Here is a 22370-nt window from a genome sequence, read left to right as displayed (position 1 = left end):
CTGAGGCACCCCCGGGGCATCGGGCAGTTGCCCTATCTTTCGTGCATGCCGCACTAGGGATGCCGGGCGCGCATCAGCGACGGACGCGCCGAAGGACGAGATCCCTCCGGCACCAGGATCGCGAGAACGCGCACGAGGGTCGCCATCCACAGGAGCCCGAGTCCGACGACGACGGCCTCGACGGCGGTGGCCGAATACAGCCCGAACGGAACCCACAGCACGATCGCGACCACCAGGAGCAGAGCGACGCCGATCGAGGTGACCAGCAGTGCACGTGGCCGCCCGGGCACCGATGCCACGGTGGTCGCCGCGGCCGTGGCGAAGAGCACGAGCGTGGAGATCGCGGCAACGTCGTGAGGGATCGGCATACGGTGCAGCGGCAGCAGCCCCACCGCCGCGAGCGCGACGCCCGTCGCCGCCCACAGCATCACGACGAGTGCGATGCGGGAGAGAACGGGGTCGCCGAGCAGCCTGTGCAGGTCACGGCCGATATACGAGCCGACGGTCGCGATGAGAAGCCCCGCGACCAAGAGGGTGCCGTTGAACGCCCACGACCTCGCACCGAGCTGCGAGAAGTTCAGCTCCCACCAGCGCGGATCGGCGGCCGTGATCATGGCGAAGAGCGTGCCGATCACGAGGAACCCGAACAGGAGCGCGGCGAGGTCAGCGGTGCGCAGGTCGACGCCGGCTCCGAAGGCGAAGCGCCCGCCGACCGCCGCGGCCACACCGGTCAGGAGCCCGCCGCCGATCGCCGAGAGCTGCAGCCCCTGGAGTCCGGAAGCGAGGATCTCGGCGGTGAGCAGCACCCCCATCACCGTGACGGCTCCGAACGCGACGGTCAGGGCACCCGCCGAGAGGTTCGACACCACTGCCTGCCACCGCGGCATCGGCATCGTCTCCCCGCGACGATGCATCAGTGTGCTCGTGAGGAACGCGCCGGCGGCGATCACACCCGCGATCACCGCGGCCGGCATCGCGATCGAGCCCTCGCCCGTGAGCGGGCGCGCATCACCAACCAGGACGAGCATGCCGAGCGCCGTGCCGATCACGAAGCAGATCGCGGTCGCCCAGACCGCTCTCGTCTCGCCACGCAGCTTCGCGTCCCGCTCCATGCGCCCATGCAAGCACGCACCTCGGACGGACGGAACCCCGCCCGCCCGAGGCGATGCCGCCGGCAGGGAGTCAGGCCGCCAGGCGACCCACCGCTCTGGCACGGATGAGCACGGCCGTGCCGTCGGAGTAGGCCACCGGCAGCTCTTCCACCGCGACGACCTCGATGGTCGCGGGATCGGCTCCGGCGAGCCGGGCGCGCTCGGTCGCCTCGGCGGCCGCATCCGCCCGGGACGCCCGCTGGTCGGTGGGATCGACGCGGTAGATCTTCTCGATCTGGCCGGCGACCTCGCCCAGGGCCGCGCCCACCGCGTTGGCGGCACCGAAGTGGTCGGGGCGGATCAACTCGGCGACGCCGTCGAGGGCAGTCGGGGCGATGATGCCGCCCCCGCCGACCAGGATCACCGGCACCGGCGCGGCGTTGGGCTTCATCCGATCGATCGAGTCCTCGAGGATCTCGCGCATCGCGGTCCACGCCGCGGAGCCGACCGCCTCGGGAACGGCGGGGGCGTCGAGCCCGTCGATCTCGGCACCACCGACGGCGAGGGCGATGTCGGTAGCCGTGAGGGTGCTCCCGCCGAAGGCGAGTCCCTCCTGCGGGAGCCGGTAGCCGACGCTGTCCGGACCGACGGTCGCGCCCGCAGCCGTCTCGCGGATGATCGTGCCGCCGCCGAGGCCGACCGACAGCACGTCGGGCATGCGGAAGTTCGTGCGGATGCCGCCGATCTCGACCGCGTGCGCCGACTGCCGCGGGAAACCGTCGACGAGCACGCCGATGTCGGTCGTGGTGCCGCCGATGTCGACCACCAGGGCGTCGGTCGCGCCCGAGAGGTGCGCGGCGCCGCGGATCGAGTTCGTCGGGCCGCAGCCGATCGTCAGCACCGGGAACTCGAGCGCATACTCGAGCTGCATGAGGGTGCCGTCGTTCTGGCCGAAGTACGGGGTGGCCGGGATGCCCCGCTCCCGCAGAGCGGCGACGAAGCCCGCGGCCATCTGCCGCAGCGTCTGCATCAGCGCCGCGTTCAGCACGGTCGCGTTCTCGCGCTCGAGCAGTCCGAGCGACCCGATCCGGGCCGACCGCGACACGGGAACACCCAGCTCCGCCGTGACGATGGCGGCGACGCGCTCCTCCTGGCTCTCGTCGATCGGGGCGAAGACGCCAACGACGGCGACCGCATCGACCTCGCCGCGCATCCGACGGCAGGCCTCGCGCACGGCATCCTCGTCGATCGGGGAGAGCACACGGCCGTCGACCTCGAAGCCGCCGTCCAGCAGGTATGCCTGCTCGCCGATCGCCGCACGCAGGTCGTCGGGCCACCCCTCCAACGGCGGGACCGCCGTGGTGGCCGGCGCGCCGAGGCGGAGGATGCCGACGCGACCGAGGCCGCGACGCTCGACGATCGCGTTGGTGCAGTGGGTGGTGCCGAGCATCGCGTGCCCGATCAGGGCGGCGTCGACGCCGGAGGCCGCGAGCACGGCGTCGATCGCCGCGGCCACGCCGTCGCCCGTCTCGGCCGTGGTCGGGCGCTTCACCGAGGCGACCACGTCGAGCCGCTCATCGAGGATCACGGCGTCGGTGTTGGTGCCGCCGACGTCGATGCCGATGCGATAGGTGCCGGCCATCACGCGGCCTCCTCGTCCGTCGTGCGCGCACCGGAACGCTGCACGATGTCTTCGACCGGAACCCACTCCACGTCGTATCCGAAGTGGGCAGGCCCCGCGGTCTCCAGCCCGATCGGCGTGCGCCACTTGTCGTGGCAGGGGATCGCGATGACCGCGACCCGCGCGCCGTAGCGCAGGGACTCGGTCGTGATCGGCATCCCGGTGGCCAGGTCGAGCACCGCGATCAGGTCGGGGGTCACGGCCGCCAGCACGCCGTCACGACGCCCGAGCAGCATCTCGTTCTGGAAATCGAGGCGGAACGCACTCCCCCGGTCGTCTCCGACGCCGACCAGTTCGGCTGCTCCCCGCGTGAAGCCGCCGTCGACCGAGCGCTGCAGGTCTGCCACCTTGCCGTCGAACAGCCGCACCGCGGCGAGGTCGGTGCACAGGGCGTCGATCCGCTCGTCGTCGCGCAGCTCACGGCCGTCGCCATCGCGCCCCTGGAGGATGCGTCCGATGCGCTGGGCGAGTCCGAGGGTGCCCGGGATCGCGCACTCGCGCACGACGTCGCCGCCGTAGGCGTAGTCGATCATGGTCGCCCCTCCGCCCATCTCGACGGTGACGGCCCGCGCGATGCGCTCCGACCATCCGCCGTCGACCGGGCGGCTGACCACCTCGTTGCCGTGGTGATCGACGAGCACGGTCGTGCCGGGCCCGTAACCGGCGAGGTGGAACGTGACCATCTGGGCCTCGGGGAAGGCACGGCCCATCGCGTCGCCGTCGACCACCGGGATCCCCGCGAGCGCGGCGGCCGCGATCGGGATCATGGAGTTGCCGCCACCGACCTCGATCGGCATCACGGCGGTCGCCTTGCGTCCCACCGCGCGCTCGATCGCGCGCAGGGCGGCAAGCAGTTCGGACTCGGCCTGGATGCGCTCGACACTCACGGAAGGCGCCCCGATTCCGCCGATCGGGACCACGAAGTCGTCGTCGGTCAGGTTGTCGACCGCCACCAGCGGCACCGGTCCGTGCAGACGGATGAGGCGCTTCGCGATGAGCGAGCCGACGTGCGGGTCGCCTCCGCCTCCGGTGCCGAGCACGGCCGCGCCGAGGGCGATCTCGTCGATGTCGGCCTCGGTGAGGAACGCCGCGGTCATGCCGTCACCTCGTCCGCAACGGGTGCCGCGGCATCCGGCGCCGCACGTCGGCGCAGCGGCAGCAGCGCGAGGTACGCGACGAAGCCGATGAGGAGTCCATCCAGAGCCGGGATCGAGGTGATCGTGAACCAGCCGAAACCGGGACCGTCGGCCGGGTTCGTGGTCGCGACGGCCACGAAGATGCCGACCACCCAGGCCGCGATCGACCAGCCGTCGACCAGGGGCACGGTGGCACCGTGCGCCCAGCGTGCGGTCTTTCGACCCGTGAAGAACGACGCCAGGTACACGCCGCCGTAGGGAGCGATGATCGTGCCGATCACGAGGATGAACTGCACGAAGTAGTCGGCAGCGCCGATCACTCCGACGACGATGCCGATGGCGCCGAGGACGATGGTCACGGTGCGCCGGCTCAAGCGCTCACTGATCGATGCGAACGAGAGTCCGGCCGAGTAGAGGTTGGTCGTGTTCGTGGTCCACTGCGCCAGGATCAGCACGATCACGGCGACGCCGCCGAGGCCGAGGGCGAAGAAGATCGCCATCAGCTCGGTGCCGTCCATGATGCGCGCGAGCAGGATCGCGACGACCAGGATGATCGAGTTGCCGAAGAAGAAGCCGACGAAGCCCGCGATCATCGCCTGCTTCGGCGTCTTCGCCCAGCGCGCCATGTCGGGGGCGAGCACGACACCGAGGATGAAGATGCCCATCACGAGCGAGACCGCGCCGCCGAACGTGAACGTCGCCTCGACCGGAGCCTCGAGCCCTGCCGGCCCGTTCACCGTGAATGCGACGATCACGCCGACGATCAGCAGCAGCAGGAGCAGGGGCACGGCGAGGGTGCTGAGGCGGTTGATCGAGCGGTAGCCCCAGAACGCCGTGATCGCCATGAGCACGCCGCCGATCGCGGTGAACACCTGCACGGGCACATCGATGCCGGTGAACTCGGCGAAGGCGATCTGCGCGTTCGCACCGAAGAAGCCCGCCTGCACGGCGTACCAGCCGACCAGGCTGATCGCGATCGCGAGGGCGAGGATCGCGCCGCCGATACGGCCGAACACGGCGCGCGAGATCATCGCGGTGGAGAGGCCGGTGGCGGCGCCGACGTAGGCGCAGGCCATCGCGAGGAGCCCGAGCAGGAGCGAACCCAGCATCGTCGCGCCGATCGCCGGCCAGAAGGCCATGCCGGAAGCGAGCGAGACGCCGAGGAATGCCCCGGAGAGGTCGATGCCGATCGCGATCCACACGGTGGCGATCGACAGCCAGCTCTTGCGCTGGTCCTGCGGCACGACGCCGTGCTCATAGTCGGTGGTGGTCATCATCTTTTCCTTGAGAAGTGGCCCTGCGAGTGCGTCGGCGGGGATTCGGGTTCCCGGAGTGCGGACGACTCGCAGGGCGGGTCGGGGGTGGCCTGTCGTTGCGGCCGGGTCATGCGATGCCGGGTCGGAGTTCGTGGCCCCGTGCCGGCGAGGGTGATGGTGTCCGCCGCGTCGATGCGGCGGCATTCATCGGGAGAGGGCGTTCATCGGGAGAGGATCGCGGAGAGGTGACGCCAGGCCTGGTCGAAGCGCTGGCGGTAGATCTCGGGCGTGTAGTGGGTGAGCTGCAGGAAGAGTCCGTCCATGACCACGAAGACCAGGGCTGTGAAGCCGTCTGCATCGCCCGAGGCGAACGTGCCGGCCCTCACGCCGTCTTCATACGTCCGGCGTACGGCGGCCGCGAGGGTCGACTCCGAGTCGAGGAAGATCTGGCGCAGCTGCTCGCCGCCTGGACCGTACTCGGTGACCGCAGCGCGCAGGCTGAACTCCGCGAGATCGGGGCGGTCACGGTAGTAGGCCTCGATACCGCCGAGGATGTGGTGCAGGCGCGCGAGCGGCTCCATGTCGGCGCTGCGTCGCAGGAGGTCATCGAAGAAGGCGGTGTGGTCGACCGAGACGGCGGCGTACACCTCGGCGTAGAGCGCCTCCTTGCTCGAGAAGTGCGCATAGAGCGAGGGCGTCTTGATCCCGACGGCCTCGGCGATCTCGCGCAGGCTCGTCTCGGCGTAGCCCTGGCGCGCGAAGATCGTGCGGGCCTCCGCGAGGATCGTTGCTCTGGTCATCTTCCGCCTCATGGCTCGGTGCCTAACGACTGTTAGTTAGGCAGAGCGTAACCCCGCATCTCCCCGTGATGCAAGAGCCGCGGTCACCGCATCCGCACGACTAGCGTTGAGGTCATGCGCATCCCCACCGCGATCCGCGCCTCTCAGCGCTCCCCGCTGCTGCAGGTCGTGAAGTCGGCCGCGGCGACGATCGCCGCGTGGCTCATCGCCGGGTGGGTGTTCCCCGCGCAACTGCCGGTGTTCGCCGCCATCGCCGCACTGCTGGTGGTGCAACCCAGCGTGAACCAGTCGCTGTCGAAGGCGCTCGAGCGCAGCATCGGGGTGATCGCCGGTGTCGTGATCGCCGTCGCGCTCGGACTGTTGCTCGGTTCGCCGAGCTGGATCGTGCTGCTCGCGATCGTCGTCGCGATGTTGGTCGCGTGGATCTTCCGCGCCTCGCCCGGAACCGGCAACCAGGTAGCGATCTCGGCGATGCTGGTGCTGGCGCTGGGCTCGTCGAGTCCCGAGTACGCGTTCGCACGCATCGTGGAGACGCTGATCGGAGTCGTGATCGGCATCGTCGTGAACGCCCTGATCGTGCCGCCGGTGCTCGTCGCACCGGCCCGCCGCGATGTGGGCCTGCTCGGCCGCGAGCTCGCCGCGAGCCTCGATCGCCTGGCCGACGCACTGCCCGAACCACAGACGCCCGCGAAGCTGCAGGAGCTGATGTTGGAGGTACGACTGCTGCGCCCGATGAAGGAGGCCGCCGAGGCATCGATCGCCGCCGGAGAGGAATCTCTCACTCTGAATCCGCGGCGCTCGACCCACCGCGCCGACCTGCGCGAGATGCGGGCACTGCTCGACCGGCTCTCCCCGATCGTGACGCAGACGATCGGCATGACCCGCGCCTACTTCGACCACTACGACGACCGGATCGGCGAGGAGCCCGCCGTCACCGCGATCGCCGAGCAGCTGCGGCGGGCAGGGCACGACGTACGCCTCGCCGTGCAGGTCGCCGATGCATCGCCGGAGCCGGACACCATGACCTCGGCGATCCCCGCGCTCACCGCTCCCCTCGTGATCCGGCCACCGTCGTCGCAGCACTGGATCCTGATCGGCTCGCTCATGGAAGACCTCCGCCGCATCAGGGGCGAGCTGCTCGACGAGGACTGAGCGCGCCTACGCTGGAGTCATGTCCGACATGACCGTCGCCGAAGCACTCGGCGAACTCGCCGCACTGGAAGACCCGAAGATGCGCGCCGCCAACGAGAAGCGGGGCGACGACCACGGCATCAACCTCAGTCGGATGCGGGCGCTCGCGAAGCGGATCAAGACCGACCAGCCCCTCGCCGAGGAGCTGTGGGCCACCGGGGAGACGCCCGCGCGGCTGCTGGCCCTGCTGATCTGCCGCCCGCGCGATTTCACCGCCGACGAGCTCGACGCCATGCTGCGCGAGACGCGTCCGCCCAAGGTCAACGACTGGTTCGTCAACTACGTCGCGAAGAAGACCCCTCTCGCCGAAGAGCTGCGGCTGCGCTGGTTCGACGACGCCGACCCGACCGTGGCGGCCGCCGCGTGGTCTCTCACGACCGTACGGGTGATCAAGGAGCCCGACGGCCTGGACCTTCCGCACCTGCTCGACCTGATCGACCGGGACATGAAAGATGCGCCGTCGCGCCTGCAGTGGGCCATGAACGAGACCCTCGCGAACATCGGCATCTACCATCCCGAGTACCGCGCCAGGGCGCTGGCGATCGGCGAGCGCCTGCAGGTTCTCGCCGACTACCCGACCGCGCCCGGCTGCACGTCGCCGTTCGCGCCGCTCTGGATCGGCGAGATCGTGCGACGTCGCGAGGGCTGAGCGGCGCACCTCACACGCGCCGCCCTGCCGCCACGGCAGCCGATGCCCCGGCCGTGGAGCCGGCGTCGAGGTACTCCGCCCACGTCGTCCCCGCACGCACGACCGCCCTGTCGGCCAGGTTGTCTCCGTCGCGGTAGGCGCGCCCCACCGCGCCGGGGATGCGGATCGACATCTGCCGACGACGCACGCCGCGCGCCTGGTCGAACACCCGCACCATCTCGCCGATCTCCTGCACCGCCGGCCCGGCCAGATCGGGCACGCGCCCGGCCGGTGCACGCAGGGTCAGCTCGGCCAGACGCGCGGCAACGACCTCGACTCCGACGCTCTCGAACCGCAGCCCCCGTGGAGCGATCCGCATCGCAGACAGCGCCTTCACCATCGGCACGGCGAAATCGTGCAACTGCGCGACACGCAGCACCGTCCACGGGATGCCCGACTCCTCGAACGCCCGTTCCGCCGCGGCCTTCATCCGGAAGTAGCCGATGGGCATCCTCCCTGCGCCGACCACGGAGATGAGGACCAGATGCCGCACATCGGCCTCGCGCGCCGCCTCCACCATGTTGCGCGCGGCCGTGTCGTCGCCCTTCGCACCCCCGGCGAGATGCAGCACGGTCTCGACACCGTCGAGCGCGACATCGAGCCCGAGACCCTTCACCGTGTCGCCTATGGAGTACTCGATGCCGGGTTCCGCATCCCGGGCCTGACGCGTCAGAATGCGGATGTCCCTGCCCGCGGCGCGCAGGAGGGGAACCGTGTGGCGTCCGATGTTCCCGGTGCCTCCGGTGACGAGAATGGGAGTGCTCATGATGGTCTGCCTTTCGTGTCCGGCGCCGGCCCGTCACATCTCGGCCGTCGCATCCGTCGAGATCATGACGAGCGACGACGAGGAGATGTGACATGGACCACGAGGAACTGGCGCAGCGGTTCGAGCAGGCCCGCCCACGACTGCGGGCGATCGCGACCAGGATGCTCGGGTCGAGTGCCGACGCCGACGACGCCGTGCAGGAGACCTGGCTGCGATTGGCGCGGACCGATGCCTCCGGGATCGAGAACTTCGACGCCTGGTGCACGACCGTCGTCTCGCGCATCAGCCTCGATCTGCTCCGGACACCCCGCTCCACGCGCGAGCACTCGTGGCATGTCGAACCGTGGCGGGACGAGCCGATCGATCCGGCCCCCGATCTCGCCGATCTCGTCGACCGCTCCGATCAGGTGAACGTGGCGCTCCTCGTCGTTCTGGATGCGCTGACTCCCACCGAGCGCATCGCCTTCGTGCTCCACGACGTGTTCGGTCAGCCCTTCGATGAAGTGGCGGTCGCCCTCGACAAGTCACCCGATGCGGCGAGGCAGCTCGCTTCTCGCGCCCGCCGGAGACTTCGCCACATCTCTGCGCCCGAGCGGGCCGACCGCCGCCGCGGCCGCGCGCTCGTCGAGGCCTGGCTCGCTGCGGCCCAGGAAGGCGACCTCGCCGCGCTCCTCGGGCTGCTGCACGAAGACGCCACCCTGCACGCCGACTACGGCTCCCGTTCGCAGACGCTCACCGGCGCCGCGGAGATCGGCGCGCAGGTGGTGCTCGCCGCGCGGCTCGCCGCGCACTCGACTCCGGTCCTCATCGACGGCCGCCCCGGTGTGGCCGCGACGTACGTCGACCGGCTCGTCTCGCTCATGTCTTTCGTCATCCGGGACGGACGCATCGCGGCACTGCTCGTTCTCGCGGATCCGGAACGGATGGACGGCATCACGCTCGCATAAGCCGCGGCATCGTGGCGTGTCAGCCCCACGTCGTCGCACACAGTACGAACTCATCGCCGCACTGGGACTCGCCGGCGCACCGGGATGAGGCTGGCTACGCTGAGGCCATGAGCACGCACATCGCCGCAGAGCCCGGTCAGATCGCCCCCATCGTCCTGTTTCCCGGCGACCCGCTGCGGGCGAAGTGGATCGCCGAGACGTTCCTCGACGACGCCGAACTGTACTCCGAGACACGCGGCATGCTGGGCTTCACCGGCACCTGGGAGGGACACCGCGTCTCGGTGCAGGGCTCGGGCATGGGACAGCCGTCGATGGCGATCTACGCGAACGAGCTGTTCGACTCGTACGACGTGCAGACCATCGTTCGGGTCGGTTCGTGCGGGGCCCTGACCGAGCGGGTCAAGATCCGAGACATCATCATCGCGAATGCTGCCAGCACCGACTCCGGCATCAACCGGACCCGCTTCCACGGACTCGACTACGCGCCCGTCGCCGACTTCTCGCTGCTACGCGCTGCGGTCGAGGCGAGCGAGGCCGAACCGCTGGATTCGACCGTGCACGTGGGGCAGCTGTTCTCGAGCGACCAGTTCTACAGCACCCGCCCCGAGCTCATGAAGCCGTTCGTGCAGCACGGCATCCTCGGCGTGGAGATGGAGGCGGCCGGGCTCTACACCCTCGCGGCGTACTACGGTCGGCGTGCCCTCGCGATCTGCACGGTCAGCGACCACATCGTCACGGGCGAGGAGACCTCGGCGCAGGAGCGCGAGCAGACGTTCGGCGAGATGATCCGCATCGCCCTGCGCGCCGCCACCGCGGTCTGAGCGCCCCCGGCACGCTCGGCCGCTATGGGGTGTCGCCGACCGCGTGCGGACGGGGCAGAGCGAGCATGGCGCCGGTGTCGGTGAACTCCTGCTGGATCTCGTCGTCGTGCCGGTACGTGACGAGACTCACCACGACGGCCGCGATCAGGGCGAACACGAAGGCGGGAAGCAGTTCGTAGAGCCCGGTGTCGAGAGCCTTCCAGATGAACACGGTCGCGGCGCCGACGAACATCCCCGCCAGGGCACCCCAGTTGGTGAGCTTGCGCCAGTAGAGACTGAGCAGGATGACCGGGCCGAAGGCGGCGCCGAATCCGGCCCAGGCGAAGGAGACGAGTCCGAGGATCGTGTCGTTCGGGGTGATCGCCAGCACCGCGGCGACGATCGCGACGCCGAGCACGCCGAGCCGCCCCATCAGCATGAGCGTCTTCTGCGAGGGCGGCGTGCGCCGGAACACGCCGTACAGGTCTTCCACGAGGGCCGAGGAGCATACGATCAGCTGGCTGGAGATCGTGCTCATGATCGCGGCGAGCACGGCCGCCAGGACGAGGCCCGCGACGAACGGATGCAGCAGGGTCTGCGACATGAGCAGCACCACGGTCTCGGGGTTGGCGAGGTCGACGCCCGTCTTGGCGATGTAGGCGATGCCGACCAGGCCCGACAGCACGGCGCCGCCGAGCGAGACGATCATCCAGGAGATGCCGATGCGTCGAGCGCTCTTCGCCTCCTGGGGCGAACGCAGCGCCATGAATCTCACGATGATGTGCGGCTGCCCGAAGTAGCCGAGGCCCCAGGCGAGCGACGAGACGATGGCGAGGATGGTGCCGCCCGTGAGCGCCGTGCCGGAGAGCATGGAGAGGTGGTCCGGCGCCACCTCGTTGATCAGCTCCCCGGTCTCGGCGAGTCCGCCGATCGCGACGATCGCCGCCACCGGGATCACGACCAGCGCGATCACCATCATGAGCCCCTGCACGACATCGGTCAGCGACGCACCGAGGAACCCGCCGAAGAGCGTGTAGGCGAGGGTGACGCCCGTGACCAGCAGCATGCCGGTGAGGTAGTCGCCGTCGAACGAGCTCTCGAAGAAGACCCCACCGGCGACCATGCCGGAGGAGATGTAGAGGGTGAAGAAGACGAGGATGACGACACCCGAGACCACCCGCAGCAGTCGCGTCGTATCGCGGAGTCGATTCTCGAAGAAGCTCGGCACCGTGATGGAGTTGCGCGACACCTGCGTGTAGGCGCGCAGCCGAGGAGCCACGAGCAGCCAGTTCAGGTAGGCGCCGATGGTGAGGCCGATCGCGATCCACGCCTCGATGAGACCGGAGACGTAGATCGCACCGGGCAGCCCCATCACCAGCCAGCCGGACATGTCGGAGGCCCCGGCGCTGAGGGCCGCCACCCACGGCGGCAGGTTCCGTCCGCCGAGCATGTAGTCCTCGTGATCGCCGGTGCGCCGGAAGGCGATCCATCCGATGAGCAGCATCGCCGCGAAGTACACACCCAGCGCGGCGAAAGTGAAGATCTGGTCGGGCATCGTCGTCGTCCCCCCTCGCGGTGGAGCCACCGCATCCGGTCGTCGTTCGATGATGTCAACCCCAGGCGGTGCCGCCCAGACGTGGTCCGGCGCGGCGGCACTTCGGTCCCGCAGAGCAGGGGCCCCCGCGCATGAGGGATGATCGAAGCACCATGACTTCCTCTCCGCGGCTCGATCCCGCCCTCATCCCGGACGCCGCGGATCCGGATGCCGTCTACCTCGCGTTCGTCGAATGGGCGGAGTCGACGGGCATCAGCCTGTACCCCGCACAGGACGAGGCGGTCATCGAGATCGTCTCCGGCAACAACCTGATCCTCTCCACTCCCACGGGCACCGGGAAGTCACTCGTGGCGGTCGGCGCGCACTTCAGCGCTCTCGTCGCCGGACGGCGCAGCTACTACACGGCACCGATCAAGGCTCTCGTGAGCGAGAAGTTCTTCGCCCTGGTCGACGTGTTCGGAGCCGAGAACGTCGGCATGGTCACGGGTGACTCCTCGGTGAACGCCGACGCTCCGATCATCTGCTGCACGGCCGAGATCCTCGCGAACCTCTCATTGCGCCAGGGAACGGATGCCGACGTCGGCCAGGTCGTGATGGACGAGTTCCACTTCTACGCCGACCCCGACCGCGGGTGGGCGTGGCAGGTTCCGCTGCTCGAACTGCCGCAGGCGCAGTTCATCCTCATGTCGGCGACCCTCGGCGACGTCACCGAGCTCGCCGCCGACCTCACCCGTCGCACCGGCCGCGAGACGGCCACCGTCACCGGTGTCGAGCGTCCCGTCCCCCTGCACTTCTTCTACGAGACGACGCCGATCCACGAGACCATCGACGATCTGCTGAACACGGGACAGGCGCCGATCTACGTCGTGCACTTCTCGCAGGCCGCGGCGATGGAGCGAGCACAGGCGCTCTCCAGCACCAAGGTCGCCACCCGCGAACAGCGCGACGAGATCGCCGCGCTCATCGCCGAGTTCCGCTTCACGACCGCGTTCGGCAAGACCCTCTCGCGTTTCCTGCGTGCCGGGATCGGCGTGCACCACGCGGGCATGCTGCCGAAGTACCGGCGTCTGGTCGAGCAGCTCGCCCAGCGCGGACTGCTCCGCGTGATCTGCGGCACCGACACCCTCGGTGTGGGCATCAACGTGCCGATCCGCACGGTGCTGCTCACGGCGCTCACGAAGTTCGACGGCACCCGGATGCGGCAGCTGAACGCCCGCGAGTTCCACCAGATCGCGGGCCGCGCGGGCCGCGCGGGCTACGACACCGCCGGCACGGTCGTCGCGCAGGCGCCCGAGCACGAGAGCGAGAACGTCGCTGCGGTGAAGAAGGCCGGCGACGACCCGAAGAAGAAGCGCAAGATCGTCCGCAAGAAGGCACCGGACGGTTTCGTGTCGTGGGGCGAGCCGTCGTTCCGCAAGCTCATCGACGCCGTGCCGGAGACGCTGACCTCGCACATGCAGATCACGAGCGCGATGATGCTCAACGTGATCGCCCGCGGCGGCGACGTGTTCGCGAACATGCGTGCACTGGTATACGACAACCATGAGCCGCGGAGGCGACAGCGCGAGCTCGCACTCCGCGCCATCGGCATCTACCGCACCCTCCGCGAGTCGGGCATCGTCGAGAAGACCCCGGAGGGCGACATCCGCCTCACGGTCGACCTGCAGCCGAACTTCGCGCTCAACCAGCCGCTGTCGCCGTTCGCCCTCGCGGCGTTCGAGCTGCTCGACCCCGATCCCGCCGCCGGCACGGGCACCGGCTCCTACGCACTCGACATGATCTCGATCGTGGAGTCGACTCTCGACGACCCCCGTGCGGTGCTGAGCCAGCAGGAGTTCCTGGCCCGGGGCGAGGCGGTCGCGGCGATGAAGTCCGAAGGCATCGAGTACGACGAGCGCATGGAGCTGCTCGAGCAGATCACCTACCCGAAGCCGCTGGACGAGCTGCTCACCGCCGCCTTCGAGACCTTCAGCGCGGCCCAGCCGTGGATCCGCGACTTCGAGCTGCACCCCAAGTCGGTGGTGCGCGACATGTACGAACGAGCCATGTCGTTCGGAGAATATGTCGCGTACTACAAGATCGCGCGCTCCGAGGGCGTGGTGCTGCGCTACCTCTCCGACGCCTACCGTGCGGCGTCGCAGACCATCCCGGAAGAGCTCAAGGACGAGGATCTGCGCGACCTCATCGAGTGGCTCGGCGAGCTCGTCCGCCAGGTCGACTCCAGCCTGCTCGACGAGTGGGAGGAGCTGATCGCCGGCGTCGACAACGGACGCTTCGATCCGCACGCGCCCGACGAGCCGATCGTGCCGCCTGCGCCCAAACGCCTCACGAGCAACATCCGCGCCTTCCGCATCCTGGTGCGCAACGAGCTCTTCCGCCGGGTGCAGCTGGCGGCCAGGGAAGACGTGGACGCGCTGGCCGAGCTCGATCCGGGTTTCGGCGCCGATGCCTGGTCGGATGCGCTGGACGGATACTTCGCAGACCACGACGAGATCCTCACCGGCGCTGATGCCCGCAGCTCGAAGCTGCTGATCCTCACCGAGGGGCCCGCCGCCTGGACCGCACGGCAGATCTTCGACGATCCCGCCGGCGACCACGACTGGGGCATCACCGCGACGATCGACCTCGCAGCCTCGGACGAAGCCGGTCAGGCCGTCGTCACGGTCACCGGAGTCGACCGGCTGTAGCCGTCGTCGTCGGAACGGCCTGCCCGCTCCACGCCGACCACCCGTCCGAACCGCCCCAGCGTCTCGCGCCGGTGCGAGGCGGCGATGACCGTGCCGTCGAACCCTTCGAGCACGTCGGAGATGATGCGCTCCGACGCGGCATCCAGGCTCGCGGTGATCTCGTCGACGATGAGCACCCGGGGCTCGCGGCACAGCGCCCGCGCCAGGGCCAGCCGCGCGCGCTGCCCGCCGGACAACCGCACCCCGTGCTCGCCGAGCTCGTCGTCGAGAGTGATCCAGCCGTCGGCGCCGACTCGTGTGAGCACCTCGCGCAGCTGCTCGTCGGTGCGGGCGCCGACGCCCCGCACGAGATTGTCGCGCACGGTGCCGTGGAACAGGCGCGCATCCTGCTCCACCACGGCGACGGTCCGGCGAAGGTCTTCGTCACGGATGCGGCCCAGCGGGTACGCGACCCCCGCCGCATCGACCAGAGCGACCGTGCCCGCCGACGGGTCCCACAGCCGCGCAGCGAGCGCGATCACGGTGCTCTTGCCGGCGCCGGACGGCCCCGCGAGGGCGATGTGATCGCCGGGATCGACGTCGATCGACCAGCCGCGCAGCACCTCCGTGCGGTCGTCGTACGAGAACGCGACCCGCTCGAAGCGCACCCCGAGCGGGCCCGGCGGCAGCGGGAACGGACGATCGACCGGCGCGACGACCGGTGGGCGGTGCAGCCCCGCACCCACGCGATCAGCACTGGCGATCAGCGGATGCAGCTCCGACACCGTGTGCGCGACATCCGCCACCGCGGCGACGCCTGCGACGGCGAGGGCGATCACCGCGGGCAGCAGTGCCGCTCTCGCGGCGTCGACCGCCCCGTCAACCGATCCGTCGAGAAGGGAGACGGCGATCACCCCGATCACGACCGCGGTGAGGATCAGCTCGCGCGTGCCGTCCACGAGGTGGGCGATCGCCTCTCGGCGGCGGGTGATGCGCGCCGAGCGTCGAGTACCGTCGACCGCCTCGCGCGCGATCCGGCTCTGCAGGCCGAAGGCGAGGATCTCGCGCAGCGCTCCGAGGGCGTCGACCAGCCGTTCGGACTGCTCCTCGCGCTCCCGCTGCTCGCGCGCACCGATACGCCGCGCCGGGCCCGCTCCGGCCCAGACGGTGAGCGCGACCGCGACCGCTCCGGCGAGCATCACGACCGCCACCACCGGCATCACCAGGAACGCGCAGACCAGGGCTCCGACGAAGAGGGTGAGTGCGGCACCGATCTGCGCCACCGTGTGGGCGTAGAAGAACTCCAGCTTCTCGATATCGGTCATCGCGACCGACGCCGCGCGCCCGGAGTGCTCGCGACGGCGACCGGGAACACTGCGCGCGTACGCGTCGAAGAGTGCCATCCGCAGCCGGGCGAGCACGCGGTACGCGAGGGCGTGCGACACGTCCATCTCGCGCCAGGTGAGGAAGGTACGCAGCAGCACGAGGCCTCCGAGGGCGAACCACCAGGCGGCAGCCGGCCAGGTGCCGTGCACGACGGCCCCGCCGACGCCGAGCGCGGTGAGCACCCCGATGGCCGCGAGCGCACACAGGCTCGTGGTGGCGATCAGATAGCTGCCGACGATGCGCCGCCATTCGGGTCGCAGCGGGGGGATCAGCCGAGCGAGGATGCCCGCGGACGAGGTCATGAGGCCTCCTCCACGAGCATTCCGTCGCGGAGCACCCGCACGTCGGCGACCCGGGCGAGAGCCTCGGGGCGGTGGCTGATCATGAGCACGATCCTCTCTGCGGCGACGCGTTCGAGCGTCTCGGCGACGGTCAGGGCGCTGCGGTCGTCGAGGGCGCTGGTCGGCTCGTCGACGAGCAGCACGGGGCGGTGGGCGAGCAGCGCTCTGGCGAGGGCGAGCCGCTGCCGTTGCCCGCCGGACAGACTCGTACCCGCCTCCGCCACCATCGCGTCGAAGCCTCCGGGAATCGCTCGGATCTCGTCGAGCACGCCCGCCGCGGCGCACGCATCCTCCAGCGCCTCCTGCCCGGCGTCGAACAGGTCGACGTTGTCCCTCACCGTGCCGGCGAACAGCACCGGGCGTTGCGAGACCACGGCGACATCGTTCGGGCGGAGCGGGCGCCCGTCGAGTTCGACCGTTCCCGCCGTCGGCGGGAGGAAACCGAGGATCAGATCGAACAGCGTGGACTTGCCCGCACCGGACGGTCCGGCGATCGCGTGCACCTCGCCACGCCCGGCACGGAAGTCGACCCCGCGCAGGACATCGTGATCGGTGCCGGGGTATCGGTACGACAGACCGGAGATGCGCAGCACGTCTCCCCCGGTCGCCGGTCCTGTCTCACGTGGCGACGCGACCGACGCGACCCGACGGAAAGCACCGAGGGCCGCCAACCCGGGAACCGCCGTGAGCCCGAGGAATCCGGCATGCCAGTGGCGCGAGAGTTCGCGTACCGGCCGGAACGCCTCCGAGGAGAGCAGGAGCAGCGCGTAGACCTCGATGGCCGGGGGCTGCCCGGTCATCACGGACACGACGGCCAGCCCGGCGGCGATCACCACGCCCGCCTGCACGGCGAAGTCGGTGATCGCCGTCTCGGCGAGCGACGACCGCATGACGCGTTCGGTGGCCTCACGCAGGGACTCCGACCTCGCCTGCAACCGTGCACGCGTCGCCGGGACATCGCCCAGCGCCCGCAGCGTCGACATCCCCCGGAGCGCTTCGAGCAGATCGCCGCTGAGAGCCTCGTAACTGTCCCAGTGGTCGAAACCGCGCCGGGCGAGCATCCGCTTCCAGGCCAAGGGACCCAGCACCGCGAGCAGGATCCCCGCGGCGACGCACAGCGCGATCAGGGGCGACAGCACCGCGACCAGGCACACCGCGATCAGGCTGCCGACCACGAGCTGCGCCACCGCGGGGATGTACTTCGACACGTAGGCGTCAGTGCCGTCGATGCCGTCGCCGAGCGCGAGCTGGGTCGAGCCGTCGCGGAGGCGGGCGTCGTGCAATCGTTCCGGCATCAGTGCCGCGGTGACGGCCGCACCCCGCAGATCTTCCCTGACCCGCCCTCCGAGGCGAGCGGCGGCATCGCCCTGCGCCAGCGTCAGCAGCATCCGCGCCACCCCGATCACGAGGATCGCACCGATGCCCGCCACCGCGCCGACCGCGTCGCCGCGCACGAAAGCGGCGAGAGACCACGCGAGGGCGAGCGCCTGCGCAAGGTGCGTCGCGAACACGAGGAGGAGCAGCAGGATGCTCACGGACAGAAGCCAGGGGTGCCGTCGCGCTTCGCGCCACAGCTCGGGGACGATCATCATCGTGCACCTCCGGGGGAGTCGAGGAAGGCGACCGCGTGGAGGATCCACCGGTCACCCGTGGAAGGGAAGCCGGAGACGGGGCGCGCGCGCCTGCCTCCGGTGAGTGCGGCCTCGTAGCAAAGTCGTGCGGCGGCGAGATGGGCGCTCCAGAGTGCCGCGCCGACCATCGTCGCGGGCGCCGTGCTCGGCACGGACCAGGAGCGCACTTCGGTCGCACCGCGCACCCAGGCCTGGCCGGATGCGCGGGCGATGCGCTCGACCTCGGTGGTCGGTGAGCCCCCGATCCGGTCGGCGAACTCCGCGATGGCGGGCGAGCGTCGCGTGCCGAGAGCCTGCGCAGCCGCGGCGTCCGGCACCGGCACGCGGGGGATCTCGACGGCGGCGAGCGGGATCTCCGGTGCGAGTCCTCGGCGGATCCAGGCGTCGGCATCGGCCGCCCGGGGGACGCCGAGCATCTCCCGCAGCCGTTTCGAGGGACCGACCTGCACGGGCCCGGCGCGCTCCCCCAGCAGGAATCGCACGGCGGCGACCGCGTAGGCCGCATCCGCGATCCACAGGGGCCACGCCCGGTGCCGGTAGCGGCCGAACGACCGCCCCGGCAGCACGGTGAACACCAGGCGCGCGGTGCCGTCGTCCGAGGTCGGCGACGGCCACCCGTCTGCCCGGTCGCATGCGAGGTCACGACGCCGGAAGGCCCCCTCCTCCCGATCGACCGCCCAGCGCACGCCGCTCGCGTCGACCAGGTGGGTCTGCACCGGATAGCACGCCCCGGCCGAGGGGACGGGGCGCCGACGGATGCGGGTGGCCGAGCCGTCGGCACTGCGGTGGAACTCCCCCGGCCGCCACAGGCCGTCGACGAGCTCTGACGCCCCGCGGCGAGGTTCGTCCGCCACGGCGCCGACCCGATCCCACGAGTTCGCCCGCGGCCCCGGCGGCAGGGGACCTGCGGGCGCGCGCGAGGTCAGCGCCTCGTCGAGCGGGGCAGGAAGGCCGCGGCTCTCGTGGAGTGTGCGATCCATGACGGCCCTCACATGTGCGGAGCCGGGAGGAGCGTGAAGTCCTCGGGGCCGCCGGTCCAGGTCGTGCGCCACCCCCGCTCCTCGGCCGCCTCTCGGAACCGCGGCATTCCGAGGTACGAGAACGCCGCCGGGGCGTTGGGCACGAGTCCGGTCACGATCGAACGCACCACGCGCAGGTCGGTGCGTCGCACGTCGGAGGTCGTGAGGTCGCGGGACAGGACGCGATGACCGCGTTCGCGCAGACGCCCGTACACCTCGTGCATCGTCACCGGCTCCACCGCGCTCAGCGGGCGCACACCCTGCGCGGGCGACTGGAACCGTCGCGCCTCGTCGTGCACGGACGGATCGAGCCACACCTGCACATGCGCGCCCAGGTCGATCACGTTCTCGAACTGCGACCCGGCCGCGGCGCGGTAGTCGGCATCCGGCCGGAAGTCGAGGGTGAGGCCCTTCGCCATCAGTCCGGCGGCGACGGCGCGGAACACCCATCCGTCGGCCGTCGTGCATCCCTGCGTGTAGATCCAGGTGTGCACCGCCTCGAGCACGGCCTTCCGCGCGGCCCGCGCCGGATCGAGCGAGGCCGAGAATCCTGCGGCGTAGAGTCCGCGCTCCTCGTCGTGCACGAGGGCGCCGATCGCCGGGGCGAACTCCGAGGGCATCGCCACCAGCCACACGCGCAGACTGCTTCCGCGAAGGTCGTCGAGGAGGCCGGGGACCGTGGCCGGATCGATGCCGAACGTCGGTCCGTCCAGGTGCCACCACACTTCGAGCGCATCCCGCTCGATCACCTCGATCACCCCGCGGTCGCGGGCATCGTCGAAGCCGGCGCCCGTCGCGATGCCGGCGTAGTTCAGGTGGTGCGTCCGCGGCAGCGCCCGGAACCGGGACTGCCGCCAGTTCAGGTGCACGAGAGAATCCGGCACCCACACCGAGCCGCCGTCGAGCTCGTCGCAGCGCGCCCAGAGCGTCGGTGTGGAGGGGAGCAGACGCTGGTACGCGAACCCGGGGCGTGCAAGCTGCCAGTCGGCGAAGCGCGGCAGAGCGGACTCGTCGACGACGCTCTCGCCCTCGGCGCGCAGCTCGTCCGCGGTGCCGACACGGAGCTCGTCACGAGGCAGCTCGTCGGGCAGCCAGTTGCCGCAGTACCGCTCCACGCCCTCGCCGATCGCGGCGATGCGAGCCTGAGCGGGATCGCCGAACGACGTGCCGAGCGACACCCGGTCGGCCGGCCACTCGCCGAGGATCCGCGCGTCGGCGACCGAAGCCGTCAGCGCCAGGTACCGGTCAGGGGCGCCGACCGGATGCGGCACCTCCCGCACCGAGCGGATGATGCCGGCTTCGGCGTCGACCAGCACCTCGGCCGACAGCGTCGCACGGGCTGCGCGGGGGTGAAGGGTGTCGTACACGCTCATGCTGTCCTCTCGTGCCGCCAGCGACCGGTCTCCGACTCGAAGGCCGATCTGGTGCGGCGGCTCCGCCCCGATGCGGGTGCAGCGATCGCGGATGCCGTGGTCGGCAGGCCGGTCTCGGCGAGCCAGGAGTCGAGCACGCCGCCGATGCCGCCCGCACGGCGCAGCCGGGAACGGACCTCGTCGTCGTCGATGTCCGCGGCCAGTCGGTGTCCCCACGGACCGTCGACCAGGTGGACGGGGCCCTGCCAGGCGGCCGCGAGTCGTCCGGCATGTGTGAAGAAGAAGTCGTGATCGCCGCGGATCAGCAGCAACGGTGCACGGAGCGCCCCGTAGGCGCGGTCGAGGTCGACGGCCGGAGCGGACCAGAGGCGTCGCCATCCGGACAGCACCTCGGACGACCACCCCCACTCCTCGGCGGCACGGTGCACGCCCATGTCGGCCGCCCGTTGGACGCACGCCGCGAGCTGCTCATCGGACAACGGCGGCAGGGAACGGGGGCCGCGGCCGTGCTGATGCCACCACCCGATCCGGTCGCGCAGTTGAGGACGCCCGTTCTCGTCCCACGCGGTCTCGGCGAGCCCGAGCGCCGGGACCAGGAGCACCAGCGCGTCGACGTCGGCGGCTCTGGCGGCTTCGAGCGCGGTGTGCGCGGCATACGAGCCGCCCGACAGCACGAGCGGGAGTCCGGGGTTCTCGGCCCTGACCTGCTCGGCCACCGCGCGCCCGTCGCTGCGTTCCGCGAGGTAGGGGTGCCAGTCACCGTCGGACGAGTGGCGTCCGCGTACGTCGTGGATGACGCAGCGGTAGCCACGACCGACCCAGGCCCGTGCAGTGTCACCGTGTCGCCAGGCACCGTAGGGCGTGCGGATGAGCACCACGCCACGGGGCTCCGCACGCTCCCAGACCCAGCCCCGCAACAGGGCGCCGTCCTCCGCGATGACGGCGTGGGGGCGGGCGTCGCGCGGCGGCGTCATCGGAGCACCCGACGCGGAGCCGCGGGGAAGGGCAGCACCGTGTGCTCGCTGACCGATCCGATCGCCGGCACCAGCTTCCAGAGGGTCGTGCGCAGGCGGTCGAGTTCGGCGTCGTCCCGAGCCCAGGCGAGGATCATGTGCAGCAGTCGGGCGAGCACGAGCGCTCTGGTGGCATCGTCGAGCGCGCCAGAGATGAGCGGACCCGCCTGCTGCCAGGCCTCGGCCGATGCGGGCGCGCTGCTCGCGGCCACGCGCCGCGCGGCCACCTGCACGGAGGTGGGGTCGCTGGGGTAGAGGGCGAGTGGATCGATCAGCACGACCTCACCCTCGCGGTGCACGCGGAGCCACGCGGTGCCTCGCTCCGGGAGCTGATCGAGCTCTGCCCAGCGGCGGCAACCGGGGGCGTCCTCGGCATAGGCGACCACGAGCGCAGCATGCTCGGACGGTGCCGCCTCCGGATCCAGGACGGCGACCCGGGCACCCCAGGCGGCGAGCACGCGCTCGAGCTCGTCGACGAGCGGGCCGGTTCCGAGGAGGCAGACGTCGCGGCGCTCCTCCGGCCAACGGCGGAGGGCGTCCACGGTCTCCCGCCCCTGCACCTCGAGCGTCAGTCGGTCGAGCGCGGTCGAGCGCTCTCCGTCAGCCCCGCTCGCGAGGGCCTCGACCAGAGCGACGCGCGGCGCGTCGACCAGGACGAATCGTCCGGTGCGCAGGCGGATCCGGGGGCGGCCGTCGGCGCCGATGACGAGATGCGCCCCGGAGTCGGGGAGCGGCAGGATGCGGGGTTCGGAAGTCATGGTGTCTCTCGGTGATGGGCCCGGCCGGGCGCGAACGCCCGGCCGGACGGGAGTGCGCTCGAAAGCGCGACGGAAGGATCCGCGATCAGTCGAACGGGTTCTCGACCAGGGCGTTCGAGTGCGATGCCGACAGGTGCGCCAGCTGCTCGGACTCTTCGATCTCGGCGAGGATCTGCTTTTCCATTTCGTGCTCCTTCTGTGAGGTGTCCGCCCCGCGGGGTGCGGGGCGGCGTCCACGGTGTGTGAACACTGACGACCCTAAATGATAATGA

Annotated in this window: 19 protein-coding genes; 5 read left to right on the top strand and 14 right to left on the bottom strand. The window is 70.7% G+C overall.

Going from position 1 to position 22370, the window contains the following annotated elements:
* Positions 1–53 precede the first annotated feature (53 nt).
* The 5 genes from ACIQLD_RS13800 to ACIQLD_RS13780 all read right to left on the bottom strand — a co-directional run bounded on the left by ACIQLD_RS13800 (position 54) and on the right by ACIQLD_RS13780 (position 5964).
* Positions 54–1112: a hypothetical protein gene (locus tag ACIQLD_RS13800; RefSeq protein ID WP_402608731.1), complete on the bottom strand. Its 1059-nt coding sequence runs from the start codon at positions 1110–1112 to the stop codon at positions 54–56.
* A 70-nt stretch (positions 1113–1182) separates the two neighbouring features.
* Positions 1183–2733 (bottom strand): hydantoinase/oxoprolinase N-terminal domain-containing protein, encoded by a 1551-nt coding sequence (locus ACIQLD_RS13795; protein ID WP_402608729.1) that lies wholly within the window; start codon positions 2731–2733, stop codon positions 1183–1185.
* Positions 2733–3869 (bottom strand): DUF917 domain-containing protein, encoded by a 1137-nt coding sequence (locus tag ACIQLD_RS13790; protein WP_402608727.1) that lies wholly within the window; start codon positions 3867–3869, stop codon positions 2733–2735. Before ACIQLD_RS13790 ends, ACIQLD_RS13795 begins: the two co-directional genes overlap by 1 nt.
* Complete coding sequence (locus ACIQLD_RS13785) at positions 3866–5182, bottom strand: cytosine permease (protein ID WP_402608725.1); 1317 nt, start codon at positions 5180–5182, stop codon at positions 3866–3868. Before ACIQLD_RS13785 ends, ACIQLD_RS13790 begins: the two co-directional genes overlap by 4 nt.
* A gap of 203 nt (positions 5183–5385) precedes the next feature.
* Positions 5386–5964: a TetR/AcrR family transcriptional regulator gene (locus ACIQLD_RS13780; protein ID WP_402608723.1), complete on the bottom strand. Its 579-nt coding sequence runs from the start codon at positions 5962–5964 to the stop codon at positions 5386–5388.
* Positions 5965–6078: 114 nt separating this feature from the next.
* Between ACIQLD_RS13780 and ACIQLD_RS13775 the strand changes: the two genes are divergently transcribed.
* Positions 6079–7116, top strand: a complete 1038-nt coding sequence (locus tag ACIQLD_RS13775; RefSeq protein WP_402608721.1) for an aromatic acid exporter family protein — start codon at positions 6079–6081, stop codon at positions 7114–7116.
* A gap of 19 nt (positions 7117–7135) precedes the next feature.
* Positions 7136–7804 carry a DNA alkylation repair protein gene (locus ACIQLD_RS13770; protein ID WP_402608719.1) on the top strand — a complete coding sequence of 223 codons (669 nt, stop codon included), beginning with the start codon at positions 7136–7138 and terminating at the stop codon, positions 7802–7804.
* 10 nt (positions 7805–7814) lie between these two features.
* Here the strand turns inward: ACIQLD_RS13770 and ACIQLD_RS13765 are convergent, their stop codons facing one another.
* Positions 7815–8609: an SDR family oxidoreductase gene (locus ACIQLD_RS13765; RefSeq protein ID WP_402608717.1), complete on the bottom strand. Its 795-nt coding sequence runs from the start codon at positions 8607–8609 to the stop codon at positions 7815–7817.
* A 92-nt stretch (positions 8610–8701) separates the two neighbouring features.
* Here ACIQLD_RS13765 and ACIQLD_RS13760 point away from each other — a divergent pair, with 92 nt between their 5' ends.
* Positions 8702–9556 carry a sigma-70 family RNA polymerase sigma factor gene (locus ACIQLD_RS13760; protein WP_402608715.1) on the top strand — a complete coding sequence of 285 codons (855 nt, stop codon included), beginning with the start codon at positions 8702–8704 and terminating at the stop codon, positions 9554–9556.
* Between the two features lie 107 nt (positions 9557–9663).
* Positions 9664–10377 (top strand): purine-nucleoside phosphorylase, encoded by a 714-nt coding sequence (gene deoD, locus ACIQLD_RS13755; protein ID WP_402608713.1) that lies wholly within the window; start codon positions 9664–9666, stop codon positions 10375–10377.
* A 22-nt stretch (positions 10378–10399) separates the two neighbouring features.
* Here deoD and putP read toward each other — a convergent pair whose 3' ends face one another.
* Positions 10400–11911: a sodium/proline symporter PutP gene (gene putP / locus ACIQLD_RS13750; protein WP_402608711.1), complete on the bottom strand. Its 1512-nt coding sequence runs from the start codon at positions 11909–11911 to the stop codon at positions 10400–10402.
* A gap of 152 nt (positions 11912–12063) precedes the next feature.
* Here putP and ACIQLD_RS13745 point away from each other — a divergent pair, with 152 nt between their 5' ends.
* Complete coding sequence (locus ACIQLD_RS13745; RefSeq protein ID WP_402608709.1) at positions 12064–14598, top strand: DEAD/DEAH box helicase; 2535 nt, start codon at positions 12064–12066, stop codon at positions 14596–14598.
* Here ACIQLD_RS13745 and ACIQLD_RS13740 read toward each other — a convergent pair.
* From ACIQLD_RS13740 to amiA, 7 genes are all read right to left on the bottom strand, one after another.
* Positions 14559–16265 (bottom strand): ATP-binding cassette domain-containing protein, encoded by a 1707-nt coding sequence (locus tag ACIQLD_RS13740; protein WP_402608707.1) that lies wholly within the window; start codon positions 16263–16265, stop codon positions 14559–14561. The two genes, ACIQLD_RS13745 and ACIQLD_RS13740, sit on opposite strands and share 40 nt — an antisense overlap.
* Positions 16262–17896, bottom strand: coding sequence for an ATP-binding cassette domain-containing protein (locus ACIQLD_RS13735; RefSeq protein WP_402608705.1), 1635 nt, complete (start codon positions 17894–17896; stop codon positions 16262–16264). Before ACIQLD_RS13735 ends, ACIQLD_RS13740 begins: the two co-directional genes overlap by 4 nt.
* Positions 17893–18915, bottom strand: a complete 1023-nt coding sequence (locus ACIQLD_RS13730; RefSeq protein WP_402608703.1) for a hypothetical protein — start codon at positions 18913–18915, stop codon at positions 17893–17895. The genes ACIQLD_RS13735 and ACIQLD_RS13730 overlap by 4 nt, the downstream gene beginning before the upstream one ends.
* Before the next feature lie 8 nt (positions 18916–18923).
* The gene (locus ACIQLD_RS13725; RefSeq protein WP_402608701.1) at positions 18924–20327 is read right to left on the bottom strand and encodes a YcaO-like family protein; all 1404 of its coding nucleotides are present in this window, start codon (positions 20325–20327) and stop codon (positions 18924–18926) included.
* Complete coding sequence (locus ACIQLD_RS13720) at positions 20324–21301, bottom strand: CocE/NonD family hydrolase (protein WP_402608699.1); 978 nt, start codon at positions 21299–21301, stop codon at positions 20324–20326. Before ACIQLD_RS13720 ends, ACIQLD_RS13725 begins: the two co-directional genes overlap by 4 nt.
* Complete coding sequence (locus tag ACIQLD_RS13715) at positions 21298–22098, bottom strand: hypothetical protein (RefSeq protein WP_402608697.1); 801 nt, start codon at positions 22096–22098, stop codon at positions 21298–21300. Before ACIQLD_RS13715 ends, ACIQLD_RS13720 begins: the two co-directional genes overlap by 4 nt.
* A gap of 85 nt (positions 22099–22183) precedes the next feature.
* Positions 22184–22282: a streptamidine family RiPP gene (amiA, locus tag ACIQLD_RS13710; RefSeq protein WP_017831216.1), complete on the bottom strand. Its 99-nt coding sequence runs from the start codon at positions 22280–22282 to the stop codon at positions 22184–22186.
* Between the last annotated feature and the right edge of the window lie 88 nt (positions 22283–22370).

This window comes from Microbacterium sp. NPDC091662 (assembly GCF_044756705.1).
Lineage (GTDB): Bacteria > Actinomycetota > Actinomycetes > Actinomycetales > Microbacteriaceae > Microbacterium.
Note: the sequence above shows the minus strand (reverse complement) of the source record. Positions and strands in the feature narration are given on the sequence as shown.

Bases quoted from the DNA above. Each gene is read 5' to 3' on its own strand.
- ACIQLD_RS13775 (WP_402608721.1), top strand. From the start codon at position 6,079: ATGCGCATCCCCACCGCGATCCGCGCCTCTCAGCGCTCCCCGCTGCTG.
- ACIQLD_RS13765 (WP_402608717.1), bottom strand. From the start codon at position 8,609: ATGAGCACTCCCATTCTCGTCACCGGAGGCACCGGGAACATCGGACGC.
- deoD (WP_402608713.1), top strand. From the start codon at position 9,664: ATGAGCACGCACATCGCCGCAGAGCCCGGTCAGATCGCCCCCATCGTC.
- ACIQLD_RS13730 (WP_402608703.1), bottom strand. From the start codon at position 18,915: ATGGATCGCACACTCCACGAGAGCCGCGGCCTTCCTGCCCCGCTCGAC.
- ACIQLD_RS13790 (WP_402608727.1), bottom strand. From the start codon at position 3,869: ATGACCGCGGCGTTCCTCACCGAGGCCGACATCGACGAGATCGCCCTC.
- ACIQLD_RS13780 (WP_402608723.1), bottom strand. From the start codon at position 5,964: ATGACCAGAGCAACGATCCTCGCGGAGGCCCGCACGATCTTCGCGCGC.
- amiA (WP_017831216.1), bottom strand. From the start codon at position 22,282: ATGGAAAAGCAGATCCTCGCCGAGATCGAAGAGTCCGAGCAGCTGGCG.
- ACIQLD_RS13770 (WP_402608719.1), top strand. From the start codon at position 7,136: ATGTCCGACATGACCGTCGCCGAAGCACTCGGCGAACTCGCCGCACTG.
- ACIQLD_RS13760 (WP_402608715.1), top strand. From the start codon at position 8,702: ATGGACCACGAGGAACTGGCGCAGCGGTTCGAGCAGGCCCGCCCACGA.
- ACIQLD_RS13735 (WP_402608705.1), bottom strand. From the start codon at position 17,896: ATGATGATCGTCCCCGAGCTGTGGCGCGAAGCGCGACGGCACCCCTGG.
- ACIQLD_RS13745 (WP_402608709.1), top strand. From the start codon at position 12,064: ATGACTTCCTCTCCGCGGCTCGATCCCGCCCTCATCCCGGACGCCGCG.
- ACIQLD_RS13785 (WP_402608725.1), bottom strand. From the start codon at position 5,182: ATGACCACCACCGACTATGAGCACGGCGTCGTGCCGCAGGACCAGCGC.
- ACIQLD_RS13800 (WP_402608731.1), bottom strand. From the start codon at position 1,112: ATGGAGCGGGACGCGAAGCTGCGTGGCGAGACGAGAGCGGTCTGGGCG.
- ACIQLD_RS13720 (WP_402608699.1), bottom strand. From the start codon at position 21,301: ATGACGCCGCCGCGCGACGCCCGCCCCCACGCCGTCATCGCGGAGGAC.
- ACIQLD_RS13715 (WP_402608697.1), bottom strand. From the start codon at position 22,098: ATGACTTCCGAACCCCGCATCCTGCCGCTCCCCGACTCCGGGGCGCAT.
- putP (WP_402608711.1), bottom strand. From the start codon at position 11,911: ATGCCCGACCAGATCTTCACTTTCGCCGCGCTGGGTGTGTACTTCGCG.
- ACIQLD_RS13795 (WP_402608729.1), bottom strand. From the start codon at position 2,733: ATGGCCGGCACCTATCGCATCGGCATCGACGTCGGCGGCACCAACACC.
- ACIQLD_RS13725 (WP_402608701.1), bottom strand. From the start codon at position 20,327: ATGAGCGTGTACGACACCCTTCACCCCCGCGCAGCCCGTGCGACGCTG.
- ACIQLD_RS13740 (WP_402608707.1), bottom strand. From the start codon at position 16,265: ATGACCTCGTCCGCGGGCATCCTCGCTCGGCTGATCCCCCCGCTGCGA.